28 protein-coding genes are annotated in these 24177 nt (G+C 63.5%); 13 read left to right on the top strand and 15 right to left on the bottom strand.

Features of this window, described 5'->3' with window-relative positions:
• Window positions 1-20 precede the first annotated feature (20 nt).
• The 5 genes from rpsR (at window position 21) to R4P47_RS11195 (ending at window position 6746) form a co-directional block, all read left to right on the top strand.
• Entirely contained in the window at window positions 21-263 is a 243-nt protein-coding gene (gene rpsR / locus R4P47_RS11215; RefSeq protein WP_032396926.1) for a 30S ribosomal protein S18, read from the top strand.
• Between the two features lie 14 nt (window positions 264-277).
• A complete protein-coding gene (gene rplI / locus R4P47_RS11210) occupies window positions 278-733 on the top strand; it encodes a 50S ribosomal protein L9 (RefSeq protein ID WP_032378698.1) in 456 nt (151 codons plus the stop codon).
• 234 nt (window positions 734-967) lie between these two features.
• Window positions 968-3247 (top strand): bifunctional SulP family inorganic anion transporter/carbonic anhydrase, encoded by a 2280-nt coding sequence (locus tag R4P47_RS11205; RefSeq protein WP_317784763.1) that lies wholly within the window; start codon window positions 968-970, stop codon window positions 3245-3247.
• A gap of 521 nt (window positions 3248-3768) precedes the next feature.
• The gene (gene dnaB, locus R4P47_RS11200) at window positions 3769-6411 is read left to right on the top strand and encodes a replicative DNA helicase (protein WP_317784762.1); all 2643 of its coding nucleotides are present in this window, start codon (window positions 3769-3771) and stop codon (window positions 6409-6411) included.
• A 77-nt stretch (window positions 6412-6488) separates the two neighbouring features.
• Window positions 6489-6746 carry a DUF3297 family protein gene (locus R4P47_RS11195; protein ID WP_269596037.1) on the top strand — a complete coding sequence of 86 codons (258 nt, stop codon included), beginning with the start codon at window positions 6489-6491 and terminating at the stop codon, window positions 6744-6746.
• A gap of 42 nt (window positions 6747-6788) precedes the next feature.
• Here the strand turns inward: R4P47_RS11195 and R4P47_RS11190 are convergent, their stop codons facing one another.
• The 6 genes from R4P47_RS11190 to R4P47_RS11165 form a co-directional block, all read right to left on the bottom strand.
• Window positions 6789-8969, bottom strand: coding sequence for a cation-translocating P-type ATPase (locus tag R4P47_RS11190; protein ID WP_317784761.1), 2181 nt, complete (start codon window positions 8967-8969; stop codon window positions 6789-6791).
• A gap of 19 nt (window positions 8970-8988) precedes the next feature.
• Complete coding sequence (locus R4P47_RS11185; protein ID WP_068049254.1) at window positions 8989-9273, bottom strand: DUF1490 family protein; 285 nt, start codon at window positions 9271-9273, stop codon at window positions 8989-8991.
• Between the two features lie 91 nt (window positions 9274-9364).
• Window positions 9365-10120: a class I SAM-dependent methyltransferase gene (locus R4P47_RS11180; protein WP_317784760.1), complete on the bottom strand. Its 756-nt coding sequence runs from the start codon at window positions 10118-10120 to the stop codon at window positions 9365-9367.
• 23 nt (window positions 10121-10143) lie between these two features.
• On the bottom strand, window positions 10144-10617 hold the full coding sequence (locus R4P47_RS11175; protein WP_317784759.1) for a GNAT family N-acetyltransferase: 474 nt from the start codon (window positions 10615-10617) through the stop codon (window positions 10144-10146).
• A 14-nt stretch (window positions 10618-10631) separates the two neighbouring features.
• A complete protein-coding gene (locus tag R4P47_RS11170; RefSeq protein WP_317784758.1) occupies window positions 10632-10976 on the bottom strand; it encodes a hypothetical protein in 345 nt (114 codons plus the stop codon).
• Window positions 10977-11033: 57 nt separating this feature from the next.
• Entirely contained in the window at window positions 11034-11405 is a 372-nt protein-coding gene (locus R4P47_RS11165; RefSeq protein WP_317784757.1) for a VOC family protein, read from the bottom strand.
• Window positions 11406-11553: 148 nt separating this feature from the next.
• On the opposite strand from R4P47_RS11165, the gene R4P47_RS11160 reads away from it, so the two are divergent.
• Together R4P47_RS11160 and R4P47_RS11155 are read left to right on the top strand one after the other, a co-directional pair.
• A complete protein-coding gene (locus R4P47_RS11160) occupies window positions 11554-12234 on the top strand; it encodes a thiamine pyrophosphate-dependent enzyme (protein WP_317784756.1) in 681 nt (226 codons plus the stop codon).
• The gene (locus R4P47_RS11155; RefSeq protein WP_317784755.1) at window positions 12234-13133 is read left to right on the top strand and encodes a transketolase; all 900 of its coding nucleotides are present in this window, start codon (window positions 12234-12236) and stop codon (window positions 13131-13133) included. The genes R4P47_RS11160 and R4P47_RS11155 overlap by 1 nt, the downstream gene beginning before the upstream one ends.
• On the opposite strand, the gene R4P47_RS11150 is transcribed toward R4P47_RS11155, so the two are convergent.
• Window positions 13134-13592: a DUF6194 family protein gene (locus tag R4P47_RS11150; protein ID WP_317784754.1), complete on the bottom strand. Its 459-nt coding sequence runs from the start codon at window positions 13590-13592 to the stop codon at window positions 13134-13136.
• A gap of 39 nt (window positions 13593-13631) precedes the next feature.
• Window positions 13632-14066, bottom strand: a complete 435-nt coding sequence (locus R4P47_RS11145) for a PaaI family thioesterase (RefSeq protein ID WP_317784753.1) — start codon at window positions 14064-14066, stop codon at window positions 13632-13634.
• 56 nt (window positions 14067-14122) lie between these two features.
• Between R4P47_RS11145 and R4P47_RS11140 the strand changes: the two genes are divergently transcribed.
• Complete coding sequence (locus tag R4P47_RS11140; RefSeq protein ID WP_317784752.1) at window positions 14123-14743, top strand: TetR/AcrR family transcriptional regulator; 621 nt, start codon at window positions 14123-14125, stop codon at window positions 14741-14743.
• A gap of 20 nt (window positions 14744-14763) precedes the next feature.
• Here the strand turns inward: R4P47_RS11140 and R4P47_RS11135 are convergent, their stop codons facing one another.
• Both R4P47_RS11135 and R4P47_RS11130 read right to left on the bottom strand, forming a co-directional pair.
• Entirely contained in the window at window positions 14764-15387 is a 624-nt protein-coding gene (locus R4P47_RS11135) for a hypothetical protein (protein ID WP_317533036.1), read from the bottom strand.
• 67 nt (window positions 15388-15454) lie between these two features.
• Complete coding sequence (locus tag R4P47_RS11130) at window positions 15455-16033, bottom strand: hypothetical protein (protein WP_269596024.1); 579 nt, start codon at window positions 16031-16033, stop codon at window positions 15455-15457.
• Window positions 16034-16310: 277 nt separating this feature from the next.
• On the opposite strand from R4P47_RS11130, the gene R4P47_RS11125 reads away from it, so the two are divergent.
• Entirely contained in the window at window positions 16311-16586 is a 276-nt protein-coding gene (locus R4P47_RS11125; protein WP_269596023.1) for a PLD nuclease N-terminal domain-containing protein, read from the top strand.
• Here the strand turns inward: R4P47_RS11125 and R4P47_RS11120 are convergent.
• On the bottom strand, window positions 16579-17973 hold the full coding sequence (locus R4P47_RS11120) for a PLP-dependent aminotransferase family protein (RefSeq protein ID WP_269596022.1): 1395 nt from the start codon (window positions 17971-17973) through the stop codon (window positions 16579-16581). The two genes, R4P47_RS11125 and R4P47_RS11120, sit on opposite strands and share 8 nt — an antisense overlap.
• On the opposite strand from R4P47_RS11120, the gene R4P47_RS11115 reads away from it, so the two are divergent.
• The 4 genes from R4P47_RS11115 (at window position 17972) to R4P47_RS11100 (ending at window position 22475) form a co-directional block, all read left to right on the top strand.
• Complete coding sequence (locus R4P47_RS11115) at window positions 17972-18913, top strand: DMT family transporter (protein ID WP_269596021.1); 942 nt, start codon at window positions 17972-17974, stop codon at window positions 18911-18913. The genes R4P47_RS11120 and R4P47_RS11115 overlap by 2 nt on opposite strands.
• On the top strand, window positions 18910-20130 hold the full coding sequence (locus tag R4P47_RS11110) for a pyridoxal phosphate-dependent aminotransferase (RefSeq protein ID WP_149406755.1): 1221 nt from the start codon (window positions 18910-18912) through the stop codon (window positions 20128-20130). Before R4P47_RS11115 ends, R4P47_RS11110 begins: the two co-directional genes overlap by 4 nt.
• Before the next feature lie 124 nt (window positions 20131-20254).
• Entirely contained in the window at window positions 20255-21418 is a 1164-nt protein-coding gene (locus R4P47_RS11105; protein WP_269596020.1) for an NADH:flavin oxidoreductase/NADH oxidase, read from the top strand.
• Between the two features lie 115 nt (window positions 21419-21533).
• Window positions 21534-22475: a DUF808 domain-containing protein gene (locus tag R4P47_RS11100; RefSeq protein ID WP_094638341.1), complete on the top strand. Its 942-nt coding sequence runs from the start codon at window positions 21534-21536 to the stop codon at window positions 22473-22475.
• Window positions 22476-22487: 12 nt separating this feature from the next.
• Here R4P47_RS11100 and R4P47_RS11095 read toward each other — a convergent pair whose 3' ends face one another.
• The 4 genes from R4P47_RS11095 to R4P47_RS11080 form a co-directional block, all read right to left on the bottom strand.
• Entirely contained in the window at window positions 22488-22700 is a 213-nt protein-coding gene (locus R4P47_RS11095; RefSeq protein ID WP_269596018.1) for a hypothetical protein, read from the bottom strand.
• A gap of 8 nt (window positions 22701-22708) precedes the next feature.
• Window positions 22709-23296 carry a helix-turn-helix domain-containing protein gene (locus R4P47_RS11090; RefSeq protein WP_317533037.1) on the bottom strand — a complete coding sequence of 196 codons (588 nt, stop codon included), beginning with the start codon at window positions 23294-23296 and terminating at the stop codon, window positions 22709-22711.
• 148 nt (window positions 23297-23444) lie between these two features.
• A complete protein-coding gene (locus R4P47_RS11085) occupies window positions 23445-23642 on the bottom strand; it encodes a hypothetical protein (protein ID WP_317533038.1) in 198 nt (65 codons plus the stop codon).
• A gap of 148 nt (window positions 23643-23790) precedes the next feature.
• Window positions 23791-24162: a VOC family protein gene (locus R4P47_RS11080; RefSeq protein WP_317533039.1), complete on the bottom strand. Its 372-nt coding sequence runs from the start codon at window positions 24160-24162 to the stop codon at window positions 23791-23793.
• Window positions 24163-24177: the final 15 nt, after the last annotated feature.

Raw genomic sequence — 24177 nt, 5'->3', positions numbered from 1 at the left:
GATGTAACGGAGAAAGACCCATGCCCAAACCGCCATTGCGCGACAAGGTGCTCAAGAAGAAAGCGTGTTCCTTCTGCAAGGAAAAGAACACGTCGATCGATTACAAGGACACGACGTTGCTGCGTAAGTACGTCAGCGATCGCGGAAAGATCCGTGCTCGCCGTGTCACCGGCAACTGCGTCCAGCATCAGCGTGACGTGGCCGTTGCCGTGAAGAACTCGCGTGAGGTAGCACTGCTGCCTTACGCCGCGACGGCTCGATAGAAAGGGCGATTGGTATGAAACTGATCCTCACCGCTGATGTGGACAACCTCGGTGCGCCTGGCGACACCGTAGAGGTCAAGGACGGCTACGGCCGTAACTTCCTGCTGCCCCGCGGATTGGCCATCCAGGCCACCCGTGGAGCTCAGAAGCAGGTCGACGGCATCCGCCGCGCTCAGGAAGCTCGTGCCGTCCGCGGCCTCGAGCACGCCAACGAGCTCAAGCAGGCCATCGAAGGCCTCGAGGCCGTCACGCTGTCCGTGAAGACCGCGGGCGACTCGGGCAAGCTGTTCGGCTCGGTCACCGCGTCGGACGTCGCTTCTGCTCTGAAGGCTGCCGGTGGCCCGGTCGTCGACAAGCGCAGCATCGATCTGCCGAAGGCTCACGTCAAGAGCACGGGCAAGCACGACATCGTCGTGAACCTGCACCCCGACGTGACCGCGAAGTTCAAGCTGGAGGTCGTCGGAAGCTGATTTCAGCTTTCGGCCCGTTTCGGTCGAACAAAGCCCCACGAACCCTGGGTTCGTGGGGCTTTTTCGTGTCTTCTCACAAAGATCAACTGTCGCAATGGGTTCCGATTTGTGAAGCATCTCTCTTCAAAGGTTCGTGAGCAAAGCTTTGCGTAGTCTTTAGGCGGGGCGACATCGAACATCATCACCAACTGGATCCACCCGACCTGACGCCTAGACGCCCGGAGAAACGCTGCCGTGACCACGACCGTGGAACCCGATTCCGACCCCAGTCCCGAGACCCGACCCGAGCCGCAGTCTCGCGTCGGGTCGATCCTGAAATACGACGTACCGGCCTCGTTGGTCGTCTTCCTTGTGGCAGTACCACTTTCGATCGGTATCGCCGTCGCCTCCGGTGCCCCGATCATGGCCGGCCTCATTGCCGCCGTGGTCGGCGGAATTCTCGCCGGCATACTCGGCGGATCACCGTTGCAGGTCAGTGGGCCCGCCGCGGGACTGACCGTGGTGGTTGCCGAGCTCGTCAACCAATTCGGTTGGGGCGTAACGTGTGCCATCACGGTGCTGGCCGGTGCGGTACAGATACTGCTGGGAATGAGCCGGATTGCGCGCAGTGCGCTGGCCATCTCGCCCGTGGTGGTGCACGCCATGCTGGCCGGAATCGGTATAACCATTGCGCTGCAACAGATTCACGTACTCCTCGGCGGTGAATCCGAAAGCTCCGCAGTTCAGAACGTCCTCGCCATTCCCACATCGGTCGCCAACGGCCAATGGCCGTCGATCATCGTCGGCGGAATCGTGGTCGTGCTCATGTTCGGCTGGCCGCGATTGGCTGGAGTGTCGGGCGTGATGGCGAAGATCACGAAGGTGCCGGCTGCGCTGGTCGCGGTGGTCACCGCTACTGCGGTCTCGATCTTCTTCTCCCTGGATGTCGAGCGAATCGAGTTGCCCGGCAACCTGATCGAATCGCTGAGCTTTCCGATCATGCCCGACGGGCAGTGGAGCGCCTTCGCGACCGGCGTCATCACCATCGCGTTGATCGCCAGCGTCGAGAGTCTGCTCTCCGCGGTGGCCGTCGACAAGATGCACAGTGGTGAGCGCACCAACTTCGACCGGGAACTGATGGCCCAGGGCGCGGGCAACATGGCCTCCGGTGCCATCGGCGGTCTGCCGATCACCGGCGTGATCGTGCGCAGTGCCACCAACGTCAAGGTCGGTGCCAAGTCCCGTGCGTCGGCGATTCTGCACGGCGTGTGGATTCTGATCTTCTCGGTGCTGTTCATCTCGATCGTCGAATTGGTTCCGTTCGCCGCACTCGCCGGATTGCTGGTGATGATCGGTGTGCAGCTGATCAAGCTGGCAGACATAAAGATCGCCAACAAGACCGGAGACATCGCGGTCTATGCAGTGACGGTTGTCGGCGTGGTGGCACTCAACCTGCTCGAGGGCGTGCTGATCGGTTTGGCACTGTCGATCGTTCTCGTGCTGCGCCGTGTGGTGTGGGCAAAGGTTCGCGCAGAGGAGACGGTCGACGGCACCTGGCGCGTCACCACCGAGGGGTCGTTGAGCTTCCTTGCGCTCCCTCGATTGACACACGTACTGTCCACCGTCCCCGCAGGCACCGTCGTCACCGTGCATCTGGGAGTGGATTTCCTCGATCATGCGGTGCACGACGCCCTGAACGAGTGGATCCGTCAGCACGAACTCGGCGGCGGCACGGTGAGAGTCGAGGAAGTGGGCACGGCGTCGATGGCAGCTGCCGCCGAGGGGCCGCCCAAGCGGGGATCTGCGACGGTACGCAGCTCGTTGGCACCGTGGCGGGCATGGCAGCTGAAAAGCGATGTGACGCAGGACGATTCACCTGTCGCGCTACGGGCGGTCCTGAGTGGTGTTGCCGAGTATCACCGCACCCACGCGCCCAATATTCGACCGCACCTCGAGGGTTTGACCGAGTCTCAGGATCCCGACACGCTGTTCCTCTGCTGCGTGGATTCGCGCGTGATGCCGAACACGATCACCAGTAGCGGACCGGGCGATCTGTTCACGGTCCGAAACATGGGCAACCTCGTGCCGGCCCAGGGGCAGGACTGCTCGGTGGAGGCAGCGCTGGCCTTCGGTGTCGATCAACTGGGCACCTCGTCGGTGGTGGTGTGCGGACACTCGGGCTGCGGTGCCATGAAGGCGGTGCTGAGTGGACCGGAGAACGCCGCGGACGAGTCGGTGGCGGAATGGCTGGGTCATGCAATGACGAGCCTGGATGCGTACCGCAGCGGGCACGTGGTGGGCCGTCAGGCGGCAGAGCTCGGCTTCGGGGAGGCGGACCAACTCGCGATGGTGAACGTGGCGGTGCAGTTGCAGACGCTCACCCGTCACCGGGTCGTCGGCCGAGCCAATGCCGAGGGGCGGTTGCGCATCACCGGACTGTTCTTCGACATTCCCACGGCACGAGTGCTTCAGATCGGTACCAAGGAGGTCACCGTGCTGGACCCGGCGATGTGCCCGCAGGAGATCGGTAGCTGAGCTTTCGTCAACAGTGTCGAGGGGCCCGATTCCGAGCGTGGAATCGGGCCCTTCGCGCGCAAACGGGACACTGGTCTGTTTCTGTGAGTCATCCCAGCCACTGTGACCTGGTTCACCCTCGGGTTCACCTGGTATTTACTCAACACGCCCGAGCTGTCAATTCGGCCGACACGCCGATCCAGAATCGATGCACAGGAAGAAAACTTTATGTACATGCCCTGACCTGCCGAAAAGACCGAAACTTGGAAAGTTATACCCAGGTTATCCCCAGACGGTCAACACGGTTGTTCAAGACCATCCACATTTCGTGCACAGGTTCATCCACAGGCCGTGTTGTGACTCCTGCCGATAGCGCTTAACGTCCGTGCAGCGTCTCTCTCGATGCCGTGCAGCGGCGACGGGACAGTGCGAATCCGGTGCCGAAAAAGCTTGTCGGTGCCCGGGGGTAGAACTTGCTACACAGCACCGCCGGGTGATACCCGACGATGCCGACGACAATGGGGAGAGGACGGCCGGTTCGCGTGGCAGTTGTGGACGATCGAGGACAGTCCGACTACTCCGGCCCCTCGTCCAGCGAGGGGCCCGGCGAGGATTTCGGTCGCCAGCCCCCACAGGACATGGCCGCGGAACAGTCCGTTCTGGGCGGCATGCTGCTGAGCAAGGACGCCATCGCAGACGTGCTAGAGGTTCTTCGTCCCGGCGATTTCTACCGGCCGGCCCACCAGAACGTGTACGACGCGATCCTCGACCTCTACAGCCGCGGTGAGCCCGCCGACCCGGTGACCGTCTCGGCCGAGCTGGATCGTCGCGGGGAACTCAAGCGCATCGGCGGCCCGCCGTACTTGATCACCCTCACCCAGACCACGCCGACGGCAGCCAATGCCGGGTACTACGCCGAGATCGTCGCGGAGAAGTCGATTCTGCGCCGCCTCGTACAGGCCGGTACCCGCATCGTGCAGTTCGGTTACGCCGGAGCAGACGGACAGGACGTCGCCGAGGTCGTCGACCGCGCGCAGGCCGAGGTCTACGAGGTCACCGAGCGCCGCACCTCCGAGGACTTCCTCCCCCTCGAGGAACTCTTGCAGCCCACGATGGACGAAATCGACTCCATCGCCAGCCGCGGCGGCATATCCCTGGGCGTACCAACAGGATTCGCCGAACTCGACGAAATCACCAACGGCTTGCACCCGGGTCAGATGATCATCGTGGCGGCGAGGCCTGGTGTGGGCAAGGCGCTCGCCCTCGACACGCCGCTTCCAACGCCCGACGGCTGGACCACGATGGGCGAGGTGGCGGTGGGCGACCACCTCATCGACGCCCACGGCATGCCGACCAGAGTCGTGGCGGCCACGGACATCATGCTCGATCGACCGTGCTACGAGGTCGAATTCTCCGACGGCACAGTCATCGTCGCCGACGCGGAGCATCAGTGGTTGACCGAGACCAGGGCGTCACGAAAGTCGGCGCAGGCCGCGGCGGTCAACTACAACCGGACCCGTAACCAGGAGACGTTCGCTGCCGTGCGCACCACCGAGGAAATCGCGAACACTGTGCGCTGCGCGACGAAGGATGCGCGCATCAATCACTCGGTCACCAATACCGAGGCCGTTCAGTTGCCCGAGCGTGAGCTTCTGGTGCCGCCCTACACCCTCGGCGCATGGCTGGGAGATGGAACGTCGGCCTGCGCGAAGATCACCAGCGCCGATCCCGAAATCATCGCCCGTATAGAAGGCGAAGGTCTGCACGTGGTGGCGTCGGAGAAAGCCGCACTCCGATACTCGATCAAACTTCCTACCGAGGTCGTAGAGGCAAAGGACTGTGTCGTCTGCGGCAAGCAGTTCGTGCCGTTTCCGCTCAATGTCCGTACCTGCGGCCAATCTTGCGGCGGCAAAGCGCGTTTCATGTCCGCTCCGGTCGCTGTACCGACATGCATCGACTGCGGCAAGGTGACGACCGGTTTGCATCGCTGCCAGGCATGCCGCAACTCGATCGGGACCGTGCAGGCGCGTTTACGGACGATCGGCGTACTGGGCGACAAGCATGTACCCATCGGCTACCTCCGTGGTTCCGAGGCTCAGCGACGTGCGTTGTTGGCGGGTCTGCTCGACACCGACGGCACTGTCACCGGGGGTGGCTCGGTTCAGTTCTCGGTGACCAGTGAGCGGCTCGTTCTCGGGGTGCGTGAACTGATCGTCAGTTTGGGCTATCGCGTGCAGATGTCGACCAAGAGGGTCCGAGGTCGCAGCGAAGCGTCGTCGACGGCGTTCACTCTGACGTTCGCGACGGACGATGTGGTGTTCGGTCTGCACCGGAAGCAGATGCTGCACAAGGAACGTCGCGCTGCCGGATCTACCGTGAGGTCGGGATCCCGATTCATCGTCGACGTTCGCCGAGTCGACTCGGTTCCGGTTCGCTGTGTCGAGGTCGACAACGCAGAGCATCTGTATCTCGCCAGCGACTCGATGATTCCGACTCACAACTCGACGCTGTCAATGGATTTCATGCGTTCGTGCTCCATCAAGCACGGCATGCCCAGTGTCATCTTCTCTCTGGAGATGAGTCGCACCGAGATCGTCATGCGACTGTTGTCCGCCGAGGCGAAGATCAAGCTCGGCGACATGCGTTCGGGAAAGATGACCGACGACGACTGGACCAAGCTGGCCCGCCGAATGAGCGAGATCAGCGAAGCGCCGTTGTTCGTCGACGATTCTCCGAACCTGACGATGATGGAAATCCGAGCCAAGGCGCGTCGCCTCAAACAGCGCAACGGTCTGAAACTCATTGTGGTGGACTACCTTCAGCTGATGTCGTCCGGCAAGAAGGTCGAATCCCGTCAGCAGGAGGTCTCGGACTTCTCGCGTCAGCTCAAGCTGTTGGCGAAGGAACTCGAATGCCCGGTGGTCGCGGTCTGCCAGCTGAACCGTGGTCCTGAGCAGCGAACCGACAAGAAGCCGATGGTGTCCGACCTCCGTGAGTCCGGCTCACTCGAGCAGGACGCCGACATGGTGATTCTGCTGCACCGCCCCGACGCGATCGAGCGCGACGACCCCCGCGGCGGTGAGGCCGACTTGATTCTCGGCAAGCACCGTAACGGTCCGACCGCGACGATCACCGTGGCACACCAGCTTCACCTGTCCAGATTCGTGGACATGGCGCGGGGCTAGGGGTCATCAGCGCGGGATCGCGTATTCTCGCTGTGAATCAACCGAGCACCTGACGCCGCATTCGACGAAAGTGATCCATGCCAGAGGACCAGAACGTAGACGTTCCACCGAATCACCTCTCGATCGATCCGCGGAGCCCCTTCTACAACGAAGAAGTTCTTCAGCGGGACGTGGGTATTCGCTTCAACGGCGTCGAGAAGACCAGTGTCCGCGAATACAACGTGACCGAGGGTTGGGTGCGAGTCGAAGTCCCCACCGCCAAGGATCGCTTCGGAAATCCCATGCTCGTCAAGCTCAAGGGCACGGTCGAACCGTACTTCCGCGGCGCGAAGTAGCGGACTTCGTCGAGTACCTCGATCGCGTTCGGGCGCTACTGATCAGATTCGGTATCGGATCAGTCGTGAGCTGTTGCCCACCACCGCGACCGAGGATGCGTTGTGCAAAATCGCGGCGAGCACCGGAGACAGTGCTCCACCGGCGCTGACCACGAGGCCCAGTGCATTCACAGCGATCGACATTCCGTAGTTCTGCCGGATGACGGACACCGAATGTCGGCCGAGATCGCGAACGTCGAGCAACCGTGTCAGGTCGTCGCTGGCCAGAGCTACATCGGCCGTCTCGACGGCGACATCGGTGCCCGCCAGGCCCATTGCGATTCCGATATCCGCGACGGCGAGGGCGGGAGCGTCGTTGGTGCCGTCTCCGACCATCGCGACGACGTAACCCTCTTCTTGTAGCTTCCGGACGGCTTCGAGTTTGTCGTCGGGCATCACCTCGGCTCGCCACTCGGCAATGCCCAGTTCGGCGGCTACGGCCGCAGCGGTCTCGGGGTGATCTCCGGTGAGCATGACGATGCGTTCCACACCGTCGGCGCGAAGGGCGTTCAGTACTTCCAGAGCATTCGACCGGACCTCGTCACGCAGGCTGATCAACCCGACCAACACCCCGTCGACAGCGAGCAGCAATGGGGTCTCGGCCTGACGCTGAAGTCGCGAAACCCAGTCGGCTGCATACTCGGACACGTCGACGTTCTCGCTGCGCAGCAGCGAAGGACTGCCCAGCAGCAAGGTCCGGCCGTCTGAGACAGTGCGCATGCCGAGACCGACGAGCACCTCGCATTCCTCGTGCGGAGGAATGACGATGTGGCGTTCCTCGGTGCTGCGAATCACGGCCTCGGCCAACGGATGTCGAGAATGGATTTCGGAACTGGCCGCGTATGCGAGTACCTGCTCCGGCTCCCAGTCGTCCTGAAACGACACGACATTGGTGACGACGGGACGCCCGACGGTGAGGGTTCCGGTCTTGTCGAACATGAAGGCATCGACTCTGCCTGCTTGTTCCAGATGCGATCCGCCCTTGATGAGAATGCCTCGGCGAGCACCGTTTCCGATAGCGGCGCTGATGGCCGTCGGAGTCGACAAACCCACCGCGCACGGGCATGCGACGAGCAGCATGGTCATCGCTCGTCGGACATCGCGGGTGACCACGAGCGTGAGAGCCGACAGGATGAACGACGCGGGTACGAACCGACGTGAGAAGTTCTCTCCCACAGTCTGAATCGGGGCGCGGTCTTCCTGCGCTTCCTCGACACGGGAAATGATTCGACCGATCGTCGTATCGCGGCCCACCGCAGACGCACGGATGACGATGCGACCACGAACCACGACGGATCCGGCGTGGATGCGGTCGCCTGCAACGATCGATACCGGCAGTGTCTCACCGGTGATCGCCGATTGGTCGACCACCGCGTCCCCATCGACGACGGTCCCGTCCACCGGAACGCCGACGTGGTCGTGCACGACGACCTCGTCGCCGATCTCCAGCCGATCGACGTCCACGGAGATCTCGGAACCGTCGGGCAGCCGGATCCATGCGGTGTCCTGCGTGCCGGTCAGGAGATCGGAGATTGCCCGACGAGTGCGCTTGAGGGTCAGCTCCTGCAGGTATTCGCCGATGTTGAGCAGCCACAGCACGGTCAGGGCAACGACATTCTCGCGGAGTACGAGACTTGCCACAGTGGCAGCGCTGACGAGCGCGTCGGTGCCGGCGGACCGGTTTCCGGCCAGCGAGCGCAGCGCTCCCTTCAGGAACGGATAGCCGGTGAAGATGGTGGCTCCGGTGGCCACGACACGGCTGGTGGGGCCGAGGATGGGTGGCCGCCGGAAGGCGTAGCGACGTAAGCCGAGCAGGACCAGCGCGGCCCCGCCGATGGTCATGCGCAGGACGTCGCCGTTGTTGACGTCCGCGGACCGTGGGCTACGGACCGGTACGAGTCCCCAGTCGGTGGTGCGACCGGCGTTCACTGCGTCGAACAACTCGGCCCGGTCGATGCGGGAGCGGGAGTACCAGACCACAACCGATGCGGTGCGGGGATACGCGTGGACGGCCCGCACGCCGCGAATCTTGTCGACGTGGTCTTCGACGGCGACCGCGCGACCCGGACTGGACCGCAGCCAGTCGACGCGGAGCCGCATGCGGCCGGCTGCGTCGGACAGGATTTCGATGCCATCCGCGCGGTCGGGAGCCGCATCGAGCGAGTGTTCGACGAGCGTCGTCATAGTCGGCGTGCTGTCGCGGTCAGTGCGAGTGGCCGTGGCCGACTTCGGTGGCCGAGGGTGGCGGTACCTCCTCGCCGAGTCGGTCGCGTGCCTCCGCAACGACATCGGACACAGCCAAACGCGCTGATTCGGCGTGGATTTCGGCTTTTCGTGCGGCGCGGAGACCGAGTTCGGTTGCCGATACCGCAGCCTTGCGGACGGGAGCCTTGTCGTACAGCTTCTTGGCACCGTTGTATGCGGCGACGCCGACTGCGCCTGTTACGACCGTCGATACTGCCTTCGCGACGATGATCGGAAACGCCATGTTGTAGCTCCTCGCATTCGAACCTGACCCACTTATTGGGAATCGTATTCGTTTTGTTCGGCTGTGGCGACTTCCGAGGTCGCGGGAAGCATCATCGGATCGGCATCGTGGTGCGGAACGCTCTGGTCACGTAGGGAAGGTCGATCGTCGTCGAGCCGTTCAGGATCAGTTCGTCGAACAGTGCGGCGAGATCCTGATCGATGCGGCTGCGCTCATCGGCGGTGGCAGTGATGTAGAAGCTGCGCGACCGAACCAGGTCGGTCAACTGGGACCGAGTCACCGTCCGCGACCACGTCCACCGCTCCTCGTCGAGCTGATGGAACGGTTCTGCGATCGGCGGTGGACCGTCGTCGAACATGGTCAGGGCTCCACCGCGCGAGACCACCGAGTTCAGTCGCCGAACCCACGGTTGCGATTCGTCGCGAAGGTTCCAGATCAGTCCCAGGGTGCCGCCCGGACGAAGAACCCGGCCGATCTCGCGTGACGCGGCCACTGGCTCGACCCAGTGCCAGGCCTGTCCGAGCAGAACGGCATCCACGCTTCCGTCTTCCAACGGGAGGGACTCGGCAGTGCCGACGTGGGCGGAAACGCCGGGCACTGCGTCGCGCAGGGCGTCGAGCATGGCGGGATCAGGGTCGACGGCGACGGCGTCGCACCCTGCAGCGACGATGATGCGGGTGAGCTTGCCGGTGCCGGCTCCGACGTCCGCGACAAGAGGACGCCTGCCGACCTCGAGAACCGGTTCCAACAGCCATTCGACCGCGGCCGACGCGTACTCGGGGCGAGCGGATTCGTACACGTCGGCGACGGTCCCGAACGACGTCGAGCTGTTATCTCGGCTAACCATATAGCCAGGGTACATCTCCTGCGTCAGTTCAGTTCGAGTTCGTAGTAGAGAGCCTTCGGTCCCTCGCCGCGGCCTTCGTGGCAGTCGAACCCACGCTTTTCGTATACGTGTCGCGCCGCCTCGTCGTCCTCGGAGGTATTGAGGTCCATGTAGGTGGCACCCCTGCCGCGCGCGTGCTGGATGACGTCGTCGAGAAAGGTTGTGCCGTAGCCCTTCCCGCGAACACCGGGCTGGACGTAGAGCTCGGCGAGGTAGGCCTCGAGGTCTGCGCTGAGAGTACCGGTCCGAAAGCGCAGTACCGCAACACCGATGGCAGGAGTCCCGAATGTCAGCACGCTGGTGTCGCCCGACTTCACCAGAGTATCGAGATGTGCTGCAAGCCAGTCGGGCTCGGGCACCGGGTAGTCGTACTCGCGATTGAAATCGATCAACAGCTGCGCAGCCTCGATGAATTCGGCGGCATCCTGGACGGCACGTGTACCGCTGACCGATGTCATCGACTTCTCCCCCGTCAGTGATCCGGTTGAACGAGATTCTTGGCGTCGCGCAGTCCGAGACCGGGATGCATCTCTCGTAGCGCTTTGATGGCGTGGACAGTTCTGCCGGATTCTGCGACCACCGCGTCGACATCCTCGGCGGGTACGGCCTCGGGCCCGATCTTCTCCGGGGACGTCCGGGGCCGGCTCTCTCCGTACCAGATGAACGGACCGGCTACAGCCAGCACAACCAGCTTCGACCAGTTCCAGGCAGAAGGATCGGATACGAGGTCGCTGATCGTCAGGAACGCGAGTGCGGCGAGCAACACGGCAAGCCCGTAACGCTTCCAGGGGCGTTCTTTGGCCTTCATGCCTTTCATGCTGTCACCGCACCCCGGTATGGGCAACGACTCAGCGTCGCAATTCGGTATCGACCGTCAACCGTCGTACACCTCCGTGGTGATGCAGAAGGGGTGGCCTGCAGGGTCGAGGAGAACGCGCCAACGGGGGTCAGGCTGGTCCGTCGCCTCGGTCGCTCCGCATTCGACTGCGTAGGAAACAGATCCCGCGAGGTCCCCTTCTGCGTCCAGGTCGAAGTGCACGATCGACGTCGACGGCCACACGGGCGGAATGTAGTTCGCTACTTTCTGCGCAACGATATTCAGGCCTGCCTGCGTGCGTATGCCCGAGCTCGACGGGTTCTCCCACAACAGCTCTCCACCGAGTAGGGCGAGGTAGAAGCGAGCCAGCTCCGCCGGCTCGGCGCAGTCGATGGACGTCCCCGCTACAGCGAGGTGTGTTCGCGGCATGTCTGGAGACTACGGGCGGTGGTGCGCTCAGTGTCCACAATTCCCCTCGAGAATCTGGAAAGCGCCTCGGAGCGCAAACGTTGGACACCCACCGCACCACCCACAGAGCTCTTGACCTCGAGTGCGCTCGAGGTTGCAGGGTGGGGTCATGCAAAGGACTTACGGCGAGTTACCGCAACTCATGACATTGATGACGGGCGACGAAAAGCACAGCACCAGTGCCACTTCGACGCTGGATGTGCTGTGGGTGCTGTACTCCGACATATTGCGGCTCGATCCTACGAATCCCGATGACCCGAATCGTGATCGGTTCTATCTGTCCAAGGGGCATGGCCCGATGGCGTACTACGCCGTGCTCGCGGCACGTGGATTCTTGACGCCCTCCGAGCTCGCCTCGTTCGGCAGCTACCACTCTCCGCTGGGTAATCATCCGGACCGCACGCTCATTCCCGGGGTCGACATCGGATCCGGATCGCTCGGTCATGGTCTGGCGCTGGCCGCTGGAACTGCTGTCGCGCTGCGGATTCAGAAGCGCATTGCCCGAGTCTTCGTGCTGATCGGCGACGCGGAACTCGACGAGGGCAGCAATATGGAGGCCATCCAATTCGCTGCGCGGACCGAGTTGGGCAATTTGACCGCCGTGGTGATCGACAACGATTCTGCCGGTCTGGGTTGGCCCGGAGGTATCGCCTCGCGGTTCGCCGTCGAGGGGTGGCTCACCTCTGACGTCGACGGTCGAGACCACAGTGCTCTTCGCCAGGCGTTTCGCGCCGATCACGCAGGCCGTCCGCACGTGGTGGTCGCTCACGTCGAAAAGAAGGAGAGCTGATGAGTGCATCGCTGGATCAACGCGAGTACTTCTACAGTCTGGTGCCCCAATTGTTGGCGCAGAACGAGCGAACAGCGTTGGTGCTGGCGGAGATCGGAGTCGGATATCTGGAACCGCACCTCACCCCCGATATTCGATCGCGGGTGATCAACGTCGGGATTCGAGAGCAGGCGATGATAGGTGTCGCCGGTGGTCTGGCCCTGGCCGGAATGCGGCCGATCGTGCACACCTTCCCGCCGTTTCTGATCGAGCGACCCTTCGAGCAGGTGAAGCTCGATCTGGGGCACCAGGGCGTCGGAGCGATCCTGGTGAGCTCCGGCGGGTCCTACGGATGGCCGCAGGGCGGCGAGACTCATTTCGGTCAGCGAGATGTCGCACTCCTCGACACGCTGGGCGAGTGGACGGTCCACGTCCCCGGTCACGTAGACGAGGTCGAGTGGATGCTGCACGGCGCGGCGGCCACCGACGATCGCGTGTACCTCAGGCTCGACGGGGTGTGCAACGATCGCCCGTACGGACGGTCCGACGGGTGGTTCACCGTTCTGCAGCAGGGCAATTCGGGAACGGTCATCTCCGTCGGACCGATGACGGACCGAGTTCTGGCCGCGGCGTCGGGGCGCGACCTGACGGTGCTGCATGCGTCGACGATCAGGCCCTTCGACAGTGCCACTCTACGAGAGACGCTGACGGCGCCGGACATCATGATCGTCGAGCCGTATCTCGCGGGAACGTCTGTGCTGGAGATCGATCGGGCCATGGCCGATGTGCGTCATCGGGTGTTGGGAATCGGGGTGGAGCCCGGAGAGCGTCGCAAGTACGGCACAGTGGCCGAACACGATCGGGCCAACGGCCTGGACGTCGACGGGCTGTCCCGATCGATGGACGACTTCTTCGGCTGATCAGCCCTGGCGTCGTTCGTATCCGCTCTTGGCAACGTCGTAGGCGGAGTCCAGTAGTTCCCGAACGTGTGTTTCGGTCTGCGCCGACGGGTTGACCACCGAAAGCCAGCCGGCGGTGCCGTATTGAGGATGGGCGGCGATGACATCGTCGCTGTCGGCCTGGGGTGCGTGGGCGGCCTCGCGGGGCGGCACTCCCAGAATCCTCTCGAAGTCCTGCTTTCCTGCAACGATATTGACGCGGAACGCGCCTGGCCTGTTCAGTTGGGACAGCTCGTCACCCGGATAGTTCTTGGTCACGATGGTTGCGAACGGCTGCGTCGTCGGGATCGTCCCGTCGGGTGAGTAGTAGAAGAACGCATCGCCCCAAGCGAGTTCGGGAGCTCCATCACCCTCTCGTGGGCGCTGCGTCACGGTGCCCTCGAAGCTTGCGACCACGTTCACGATGTCGTCGAGTGTCATTCATCGATCGTCACATGTTCGGCAGCTTCTGCCCAGAGTTCAGCCGACTTTGTAGGTTCCCGTACCGGTCGCGACGAGGCGGCCGGATTCGGTCCCGACGATGTCGACTCGACACGTCTTCAGGCTCCGACCCGCGTGCATCCGGGTACCGACGATGTCGACACCCTCGGCGTATACCGGCTCCATGAACTGCACAGACATGGAGACCGTGACGCCCCGAAGCTTCTCGGGCACTGCGGATCCGGCCCATGCGGCGGTCATGATCCCGATATCGATGCAGCCGGCGATCACGCCGCCGTGCAGCATCTGGCCGACGGTGGACAGCTCGTCGCGGTACGGCAGCCGCAGCCGAGCTGTGCCTTCGTCGATGTCGACCAGCTCGATGCCCAGTTGCTGAACGAACGGTGACTGCGGGAGAAACATGGTCATCGCCGCGCTGCCGCTGTCCGGTGCCTGTACTTCGTTGGCTGTCATCGCTACCCCTCTATCGTAATTAGATTCCGATATCGGTTTCAGAGTACGATAAAGTTATGGTCTTGGATACCCCCACCGACAAGCGGAAGCGTCGAACGCACAACGCTGTGCTCGACGCCGGTCAGACGCTGTTCCTTCGGCACGGCTATCGCGGGACGACGATCGAGATGCTCACTGCAGCAGCAGATGTGGCAGTGAGTTCGATCTATGCCAACTTCGGCGCAGGCAAGGTCGACGTCTATGCGGCATTGGCGTGGCGAACGGCGCTCACTCACGTAGAGCAGATGTCTGCGCCCATCGGCGCGGACGACCCCATCCGTGTAGTTGCCGAGTTCCTCGATCGGTACGTCGCGTTCCACCGCGAGAATCCGCTGGCGCTGCGACTGCTGGCGTTGACGGATGTGGACAGGTCCGAGTCCGCATCGGTCGGTGAGGCGAAGAACAGGATCGACACTGCACTCGGAGGACTCATCGATTCGGTGACGCGAGCGGTGGAGGATGCCGGTGCCGACGTCGTCCCCCGTGCATTGGTTCTGAATGCCTGGGCGGCGATGAACGGCGCTGTGTCACTGCGGCAACGACGGATCGTCGACCAACCGATGCTCGACGCGATGCTTGCGATCACGCAAGCAGACATGCTCCGTCACCTGACAGGCGCGTCCGATGAAAACCGGTGATCGCCCGCTCGAGCGGAGGATCAGGCCCTCGCGGTGGAGACCGCGCGACCGATGATCTGTTCGATTCCGTAGATGTCGTCGGAGTCTCGTGGTGCGTAGAGGAAGACGTAGGTCTCGGGCAACCCGAGGACCGGGCGTCCGGCCAAAGGGTGCAGTTCGCCCCACCCGGCGGAGATGACGGTCTGGGCGTCGTCCGGCTGCATCACCACGTGCATCGAGCCTTCGCTCTCGTGTACGTGCAGAACTTCGCCCTTCGTTCGGGATATCCACGGCGCGGCAGCACTGATGTCCGAGACGTACAGCGCGTCGCCTCGTCGCTCGAATCGACTGCGCTCCATGTGAAACGGCGATTCCGGTCCGGCGTGTTCGGCGACGGCGGCAGTCAGACGCTCGATCGAAGCATGGGTACCTCGATCGGTGAGTTGGCGATGAGGAATGGGGTGCGGCGCGATCGCCGGCCGAGTCCCGGGGCGCTGTTCGAGATGCCAGTGCAGGCCAGGACTCGATGTGCCGGCGACCGTCAGTGGATCGCGTCGAGCAAGTGGCCTCAGGGCAGTGGTGATCAGCCAGCCGCCCACGTTCGCGGGAAGGCCGCCCGGCCCCAGTTCCATCCACGCGGCGTAGTCGCTCTTGACGTTGTGCACAGCCCCCCCAGGTCACGTCGCTCAGCGACAACGTAGCCCGGAGGGGCCTGTCGTGGGTAGCTCTACCTCAGGCCGGGCAGCTCACGGTGTAGGTCCAGACGGTGCCGACCGGTCCGGTGACGCGCACCAGAACATTGGTTGCTGCGCCGGGCGGAACTGCCACCACCACCGAGCCGACGCCGGTGCTGCCGCCGACATAGCCGGTGTTGTGGATCAGTGCGCCCTGGTAGAACACCTCGATCTGATCGGGAACGTCGACGGTGTCGTAGCTGAGAACGAACGACGTCGGTCCGGTTCGACCCAACTCGTGCAGGGTCTCCGTCAGGCCCTCTTCGCCCGACAGTGTCGAGGCGTTGCACTGCTGGGTCGCGATACCTCCGTTCGCCGAACCCGTGTCGATCCCGAGGATGTCGCCGGCGATGGCACTTCCGCTGCCGAGAATGCGTACACCGTTGTCGATGATGTTCCCGCCGTCGAGAATCGCGCTGCCACTGTCGACGATGGCGCTGCCGCTGTCGACGATCGGGCCGAGTTCGGGCTGGGCCAGGGCCGACGAGGGCGCGGCCAATGTGAACGCTGCGGCGGTCAGGGCCACCGCCACCGAACGGCGCGCCAGGTTCTTACGAATTCCACTCTTGCTCGACACAATTCCTCCACCGAAAGTATTGGACGGGCTGTCCGTCTCAGCGATGGTGACACAACGGAACCGCGTCGGATATCCCTTGTTCGGATGATCGTTCGGAGCCAAATTGTCTGTGCCCCAAAGGCTTGTGTCGTTCGGTCGACTGAACAACGGGGCCGACCCGGACCGCGTCGTACATCTCGAGATGTACGACGAAATACCCACGCAGACCGATGTGGCGCGGCCTGCCGGTTCGTAACGTTGTCCAGGTCAACGAAACAGCTATATCGGAGGAACCGTCATGCACGCCGTAACACTTCTGTCTCAGCAACCGTCCACCACCGAGCAGGTGCTGGGGTGGGGGTTGGGAACCGTCGTTCTGGTGGCAGTGCTCGGCGCGGTCGTACTGTTCGTTGCTGCGCTGGTCAGCATCATCGGATCGCCGAACTACACCGTCGCCGGTCGCGCAGTGTGGATCTTCGTCGTTCTGGCGTTCCCGTTCCTCGGTCCCCTGGTCTGGTTCGTGTGGGGTCGGAAGTCGACGTTCGCCGTCGATGCCTCCAACGGTCTCAGATGATCGAACCGATCGTGCGCGCCGCGTCGGCGAACTCCCCGGGGTTGGGGCCCGCATAGTTGAGTCGAAGGTACTTTCCGGTTGGTTCGGCGGGGAAGTAGTCGTCGCCGGCCCCGACGATGACGCCCGCCGATTTGCATTCTCGCACAATGCGTTCCAGATCTGCGTCGTCGCTCAGTCGCATCCAGAGATTGAGTCCACCTCGGGGCACCGCGTCGAGATGTCCACGCGGTGCGAACTCGATGAGGCTGTTCGCCAACAAGTCTCGACGCGAAGCCAGCTGAGTACGCAACCGCCGCAGGTGGGTTCGCCAGGCAGGCTGCGTGACCACATCGAGCGCCACGGCTTGCAGAATCCCGCTGACATACATCGATTCGGCTCCCGTATCGGCGAGGATGCGTTCGTGTGCGGGCCCGCGAGCAATCAGGCCTGCCAGGCGAACCGAGGGTGACACCGTCTTGGTGAGTGAGCGAAGGTAGACGACATGCCCGGCGTCGTCCCGTGCGGCCAGCGGACTCGGCTCCGCGGTGATGCCGAAATCGTGGGCCGAGTCGTCCTCGATCAGAAACGCGCCGTGGCGTCGAACAGTGGCGAGGACCTGCTCGGACAATGTGGGCGACCACTGTGCACCGGTGGGGCTGGCGAACGTGGGTTGGGCATAGAACGCCCGAGCGCCGGTGTGCGCGAATGCCCGAGCGAGCGCGTCGGGGTCCGGACCGTCGACGCCGCTGGGTATCGGTACGACGCGGACACCTGCCTGCGTGGCAGCAAGGATCGCGCCCCAGTACGTCGGGGACTCCATGAGCAACGGCCGACCGGCTCCGACGAGCGCCCGAAATGCCGTGCTGAGTCCGGTCTGGCTGCCGGGGATGATGACGACGTCACTGGCCGACGGTGGCGTGATGCCCAACGGTGTCGACGCCCCCAACTCGGCGGCGAACCATGCCCGCAGTTCCGGCAGGCCCGCGGTGGGTGGTCGGTCGATCACCGCGTCGGTGCGGGAGGCGCGAGTGAATGCCGCGTGAACAAGCCTTTCCGGCAACAACTCTCGGGCCGGGTAGCCAGAATGCAGAGCGATCACGTCGCTCGAGGTCGACTGCAGAGCCGCTGGCAGTTGCAGTCGATTGTCCGGCGCTCCCAGAGCCGCAGTCTGCCACCCGTAATCGTTGGGGCGCGCTGTGCGCACCGTCTTGACGAATGTGCCGACGCCAGGCCGGCTTTCGATGACGCCCTGCGCGATGAGCGTGCGGAGAGCCTTCTGAACCGTGACCGGGCTTGCCGAATGTTCGGCGACCAGGGCGCGGGTGGACGGCAGCCGGGCTTCCGGTGGCGCAGTCGCAATCCATATTCTCAGTGCAGACACGATCCGGGAACTGCTATCGTCGGACATGACACAGCATAGTAGCGCTACTCGGTCTGGGGCGGGTCTGCTATCCCGCGCCGGACTGCTCTGGGGCCTGGCAGGCGTCACGGCGTTCTCGTTCACGGTGCCGCTGACCCGCGTCGCCGTCACCGGGGGCCTGTCCCCGCTTTTCGTCGGAACTGGACGCGCTGTAGTCGCCGCCGCATTGGCTGCGGTAGCGCTCGCCGCTACTGGGCAACGGCTCCCTCAGGGGCGGCAGTGGATGCGGCTCGCGGTGATCGCGGCCGGTGTCGTCATCGGCTTCCCGGTGCTCACCTCGTACGCCCTCACCACTGCATCGGCCGGGCACAGCGCCGTTGTCATCGCATTGTTGCCGGCCGCCACCGCCGTCGTCGCTGTTGTCCGCGAACGGCAACCCGTGCGGCCGATGTTCTGGTTGGTCGCAGGCGTGGGCGCTGCCGTCGCAGTCGGATTCGCTGCTCTGCAAGGCGGGCAGTCGACGGGTGTGCAGTGGTCGGATCTGCTGCTGCTCGGAGCAGTGGTGGCCGCGGCGGTGGGATACGCCGAGGGCGGCCTGTTGTCGCGAGAACTAGGCGCGTGGCAGACGGTGTCGTGGGCGCTGGTCGTGTCCGTACCGGTCACCGGCGCATCGGCCGCGTTCGCGTGGTGGCAGCAACCCTCGACAGCCGGTGCGCCCGAGTGGACAGCCTTCGGGTATCTGGCGGTGGTGAGTATGTACCTGGGGTTCTTCGCTTGGTACCGGGGATTGGCGATCGGTCCGATGTCCAGCGTCAGCCAGGTCCAGTTGATCCAACCTGTGCTCACCATCTGCTGGGCCGCGATCATCCTGCGCGAGGGCTTGACCTGGCCGGTGCTCGTGGGTGGAGCGGCGGTCATCGTGTGTGCAACAGTGGCGGTCCGGACCCGGATGTCGCCGACCGTTCGGCAGGAGGAGTTTTCGAAATGACGAAATCGATCGATCAAGCGCGCAAGCTCGAGAACGTGCGGTACGACATTCGTGGACGCATTCTGGACAAGACCGAAGAACTCGAGGAGCAGGGGCACGCGATCCTGCGGCTCAACGTCGGCAATCCTGCCCCGTTCGGTTTCGAGGCACCGGACGAGATCATGATGGCGATGATCCGCAACCTCCCTACCGCACAGGGTTATTCGGACTCCCGGGGCCTGTTCTCTGCCCGCACCGCGGTGGTCCAGTACTACCAGACCAAAGGCCTGACCGATCTCGACGTGGGCGACGTCTACCTCGGCAACGGGGTATCGGAATTGATCACCATGACGATGCAGGCCTTGTGCAACCCTGAAGACGAAATCCTGATCCCGTCGCCCGACTATCCGCTGTGGACGGGCTCGGTGGCTCTCGCCGGGGGCGTACCCGTCCACTATCTGGCCGACGAAAGCCAGGACTGGGCCCCGGACTTCGAGGACCTCGAAGCCAAGATCACCCCCCGCACCCGTGCGATCGTGGTGATCAATCCCAACAACCCCACGGGAGCGGTGTATCCGCGTGAGGCACTGGAGCGATTCGTCGACCTGGCGCGGAAGCACGATCTCATTCTGCTGGCCGACGAGATCTACGAGAAGATCGTCTACGACGGTGCGGAGATGATCAATCTCGCCACTCTGACGGGCAAAGATGTTCTGTGCCTGACCTATTCGGGTCTGTCGAAAGCTTACCGAGTGTGTGGATTTCGTGCCGGGTGGCTGGCGATCACGGGCCCGCGTCGGCGCGCGGCGAGTTTCATCGAGGGCATTACCCTGCTGTCCAATATGCGCATGTGTGCGAATGTCCCGGCGCAGCACGCGATACAGACCGCGCTCGGCGGTCGGCAGTCGATCGAGGATCTCCTACTTCCGGCGGGCAGGCTGACCGCGCAGCGCGATCTGGCGCATCGCATGCTCAACTCCATCGACGGAATCAGCTGCGTGCAGGCAGCGGGTGCGCTGTACATGTTCCCCAAACTCGACACCGAACGCTTCGGCATCGTCGACGACGAGAAATTCGTCCTCGACTTGCTCGAGTCCGAGAAGATTTTGGTCAGCCACGGCCGCGCATTCAATTGGGATGTGCCCGATCACTTCCGACTGGTGACCCTGCCCAACGTGGACGATCTCGCAACGGCGCTCGAGCGGCTGGGCAACTTCATGAGCTCGTACCGGCAGTGAAGATCGGCCCTCACACTCGGGTGAGTTGGACGGTGAGAAAACCGTCACCGATTTGCACCACCGGTGTAGTCGGTCGAAACCTGCCAGGTGATGAGGTGGTTCTACCGAGGAAAGGACCACTGCCATGCCCGATCTCTTCAGTCCGTTCACGCTCAAGGGCGTCACGCTTCGAAACCGCATCGCCATGTCGCCGATGACGATGTACCGCGCCGTCGACGGGAAGATGAACGACTTCCACCTCATGTATCTCGGTGCGCGTGCGGCAGGCGGCTTCGGGATGGTGTTCCCGGAGCAGGTTGCGATCACGCCTGACGGACGCACCACTCCCGGATGCGCCGGGATCTACGACGACGATCAGATCGAGGGTCACGCTCGCGTGACGGCGATGATCAAGCAGATGGGATCGGTTCCGGCGATTCAGCTGGGCCACACCGGACGCAAGGGCAGTGAAGTGCCACCGTGGCAGGGCGGACACCAGCTTCCGGCAGACCATCCCGACGGATGGGAGTGTGTTGCGCCGTCGGCGATTCCCTACGGCGGCGACCACTCGTTCCCCGTCCACGAACTCAGCGTGCCCGAGATCAAGGCGATCCATCAGAGCTACGCCGACGCAGCTGTTCGTGCTGCGGAAGCCGGGTACGAGTGGCTCGAAATGCACTACGCCCATGGTTATCTCGGTGCCAGCTTCTTCTCCCCGCTGGCGAACCAGCGCACCGACCAGTACGGCGGAAGCCTGGAGAACCGGGCACGGTTCCACCTCGAGGCACTCGACGCGGTGCGTGAGGTGTGGCCCGAGAAGTACCCGCTCACCATGCGGTTGGGCTCGGACGACCATCACCCCGACGGGGTTCAGTTCGACGAATCCATGATCGCCATCGGATGGATGAAGGAACACGGCCTGGATATGGCCGATGTCAGCCTCGGCTTCAACACGGACGACATGGTGGACCCGCCGTTCGGCGACATGGGGTTCATGGTCGAGCGCGCCGCGCGGGTCAAGCGTGAGCTGGATATTCCGGTGACGTGCAGCTGGAACCTCGGTGTTCCGGAAAATGCGGACGCCGTGATCCGCGACGGCAAGATCGACGTGGTGTTGCTCGGTCGTCCGGCGCTGGCCAACCCGCACTGGCCGGTGTGGGCTGCACGCGAGCTCGGCCACGGTGACCCGTTCTCGCTGGTGCCCGAGGACTGGAGCTGGTGGTTGAAGAATTTCCGAGGACACGACCCGAGCATCGGATTGCCGCCTGCGAAGGTCGTCGAGGTCGAGGAGGAGCGCAAGATCGCGTAGCCACCGACAAGGAGGGGCCGGACGGCGATCACAGACCACCTGCGGACGGTAGGGTTCCAAGGGCTCGCATCATGAGGAGCCCAGTGGTGTTCTCGTATCGACGCGGAGGTTTGTGATGGCCGGCGGACTCGTAGCCCTGCTCGACGACGTGGCAGCGCTGGCGCGTCTGGCAGCTGCGTCCATCGACGATGTCGGTGCGGCGACAGGCAAGGCGACGGCCAAGGCCGCCGGCGTCGTGATCGACGACGCAGCAGTGACGCCGCAGTACGTTCGCGGTCTCGCAGCCGAACGTGAACTGCCCATCATCAAGCGCATCGCCGTGGGCTCACTGCGCAACAAGCTGCTCATCATTCTGCCGATCGCCTTGTTGCTCAGTCAGTTCCTACCGTGGCTGTTGACGCCGATTCTGATGCTCGGCGGCTGCTACCTCAGCTATGAGGCCGCGCACAAGATCTGGGGCGCGCTGTTCGGCCACGGCGACCATCACGCCGCCGCCGAGGACGAGCCGCGCGACGAGGACACCGTTGTCTCCGGCGCAGTGCGCACCGATCTGATTCTGTCCGCCGAGATCATGGTCATCGCGCTGGACACCATTGCTGCAGAGGACTTTTGGAGCCGCCTGATCATCCTGGCGGTTGTCGCCGTGGTCATCACGATCGTCGTGTACGGAGTCGTCGCGCTGATCGTGAAGATGGACGACATCGGTCTCAAACTGGCCGACGGCTCCACCGGATTCGTGGAGAAGTTCGGCCGAGGCCTGGTCAAGGGCATGCCGAAGGTCATGTCGGTGCTCTCGGTCGTCGGCACCGCGGCGATGCTGTGGGTCGGCGGACACATCCTGCTCGTCGGTATCGACGAGCTCGGATTCCATCCGATCTACGAACTCGTGCACCACGGCGAGGATGCCGTACGAGGCGTGGCCGGCATCGGCGGAGTGCTGGCGTGGATCGTCAACACCCTCGCGTCCGCGATCATCGGCGCGATCGTGGGCGGCATCATCGTCGCTGCGCAGCTGGGGATCTCGAAGGTACTCGCCAAGCGGGCTGCCGCGAAGTAGTGGCCGCTTTCCTTACCGATGAATGAGCTCGAGCACCCGTTGCTCGGATACGCAGACATCGGCGAGCGATGCCGTCAACTGGTCCCATGCGCGCTGAACGCGAAGTTCGTCGCGGCGCAGGCGTTTCTGGGCAGCAGCCAGTCTGCGGCGCTCGGCTCGAAGCACATGCAACTCGCGATCGTGCCGGGCGATGAACAGGTACGTGTGCGGATCGAACGGATACATGCCAACTCCTATGGTGTCGTGGGGAATCCGTGCATCAGAACCATGACGTGTTCGCGCTCCCCCGAGGTCGCGGCTTCCCCATGTCGACGCCACCTGTCCACGACGGCACGTAATTCCACGTCCATCTCGGCGGTTTCGCTCGCGGTCAGTCGCAGGACGTTGTCGGTGCTGAAGGCAGCCGATACCCACTCCGGACCCCACGATTCGGATGTTCGATCGAAGTTGCGCAGACGCGACCACTGGTGTGCCAACCAGGAGTCCTTGGATGCTTTCGCAACCTGTAGCGATTCGGGTGAGTCCGCAAAGTCGTTCTCGGACCAGCTGAACCCGTTCTCGTTGGCCTCCGACCACCAGCGCTGACGTTTGTCCGATCCGTTCTCGACCTCCTTCACGAACCCGTGCTCGGCGAGTTTCCGCAGGTGATAGCTCACCGAGGCGGGTGACTCGTCCACCAGATCGCCGAGCTGGGTCGCTGTCATCGACTTGTTGGCGCGCAACGCATAGAGCAGTCGCAGCCGGATGGGATGCGTCAGCGCCTTCAGCTCGGACATGTCCGTCAGCTTCCGTGGCGTCCGATCCTGAGGTGGTGGGGTCATACGACAACCATAACCCGAAAGAGATATTTCGCAATAGTTCTTTCGGAACTTACTGCTGTATAGGTAGGTGTTGTCTGCGGAACTACGCCGACGGCGACAGCATCAACAGTGTCGCCCCGATGCCGACGATGATCGGAGCGGGCACTATTCACCACGACCATCGTCGATCCTGGCCGATGACGTGGAGAACCCGGATGGCCCAGATCAGGCCGATGATCAGCAGTGCCACGGTTGCAATCAGTGCGACGAGCAACCGGTCAGGTCCTGTCAGCTCGCCGTACGGGGACGGCCACCAACTTCTGGACAGACAGACCCAGGCGGCGACGACGCTTGTGGTGAATGTCAATAGGATCGGGCCTGGTGGTTTGGCGGGCTTTCGTGGTGCATTGGATGCCGCGATGGTCCGGTCGATCAAGGCTCTGAGAATGGTGAAGGTCCCTACTCTGCGGAGGCCGTGGCGGTTTCAGGGTCTCATGGCCGCCGCGCTTTCGGAACTAACTGCTGTGCACGGTCACGGCGTATCCGTCCGGGTCGGACAGGACTAAGGTCTTACCGAATGGGCCGTCGAAGGGTGCTGTCAGGATGGGCACGCCGGCGGCGACCAGTGACTCGTGCAGCGCCTCGGCGTCGTCGCAGGAGAGCCACAGGGCTACCCCCAGTCCCGCCTGTCCGCTGTCGAGATCGGTTCCGGGAGTTGGGTTTCGGACGGCGAACGGGATGGGTGAGGTTGTGAACACCACCGCTCCGGGGGGTGCCTGGGGAGCGCGGACCAGACCGAGCCGGCTCTCGTAGAAGTCTGCGCTGACGGCGAGGTCGCGTACTTGCAGAGAGAGGAAGCTCGGTCCGGAAACGGTAGCCGTGGTCATGTGGGGTCCTTTCGA

The organism is Rhodococcus sp. IEGM 1370, assembly GCF_033142325.1.
In the GTDB taxonomy this organism is placed as follows: Bacteria; Actinomycetota; Actinomycetes; order Mycobacteriales; family Mycobacteriaceae; genus Rhodococcoides.
This window is presented reverse-complemented; position numbering and strand designations above follow the sequence as displayed.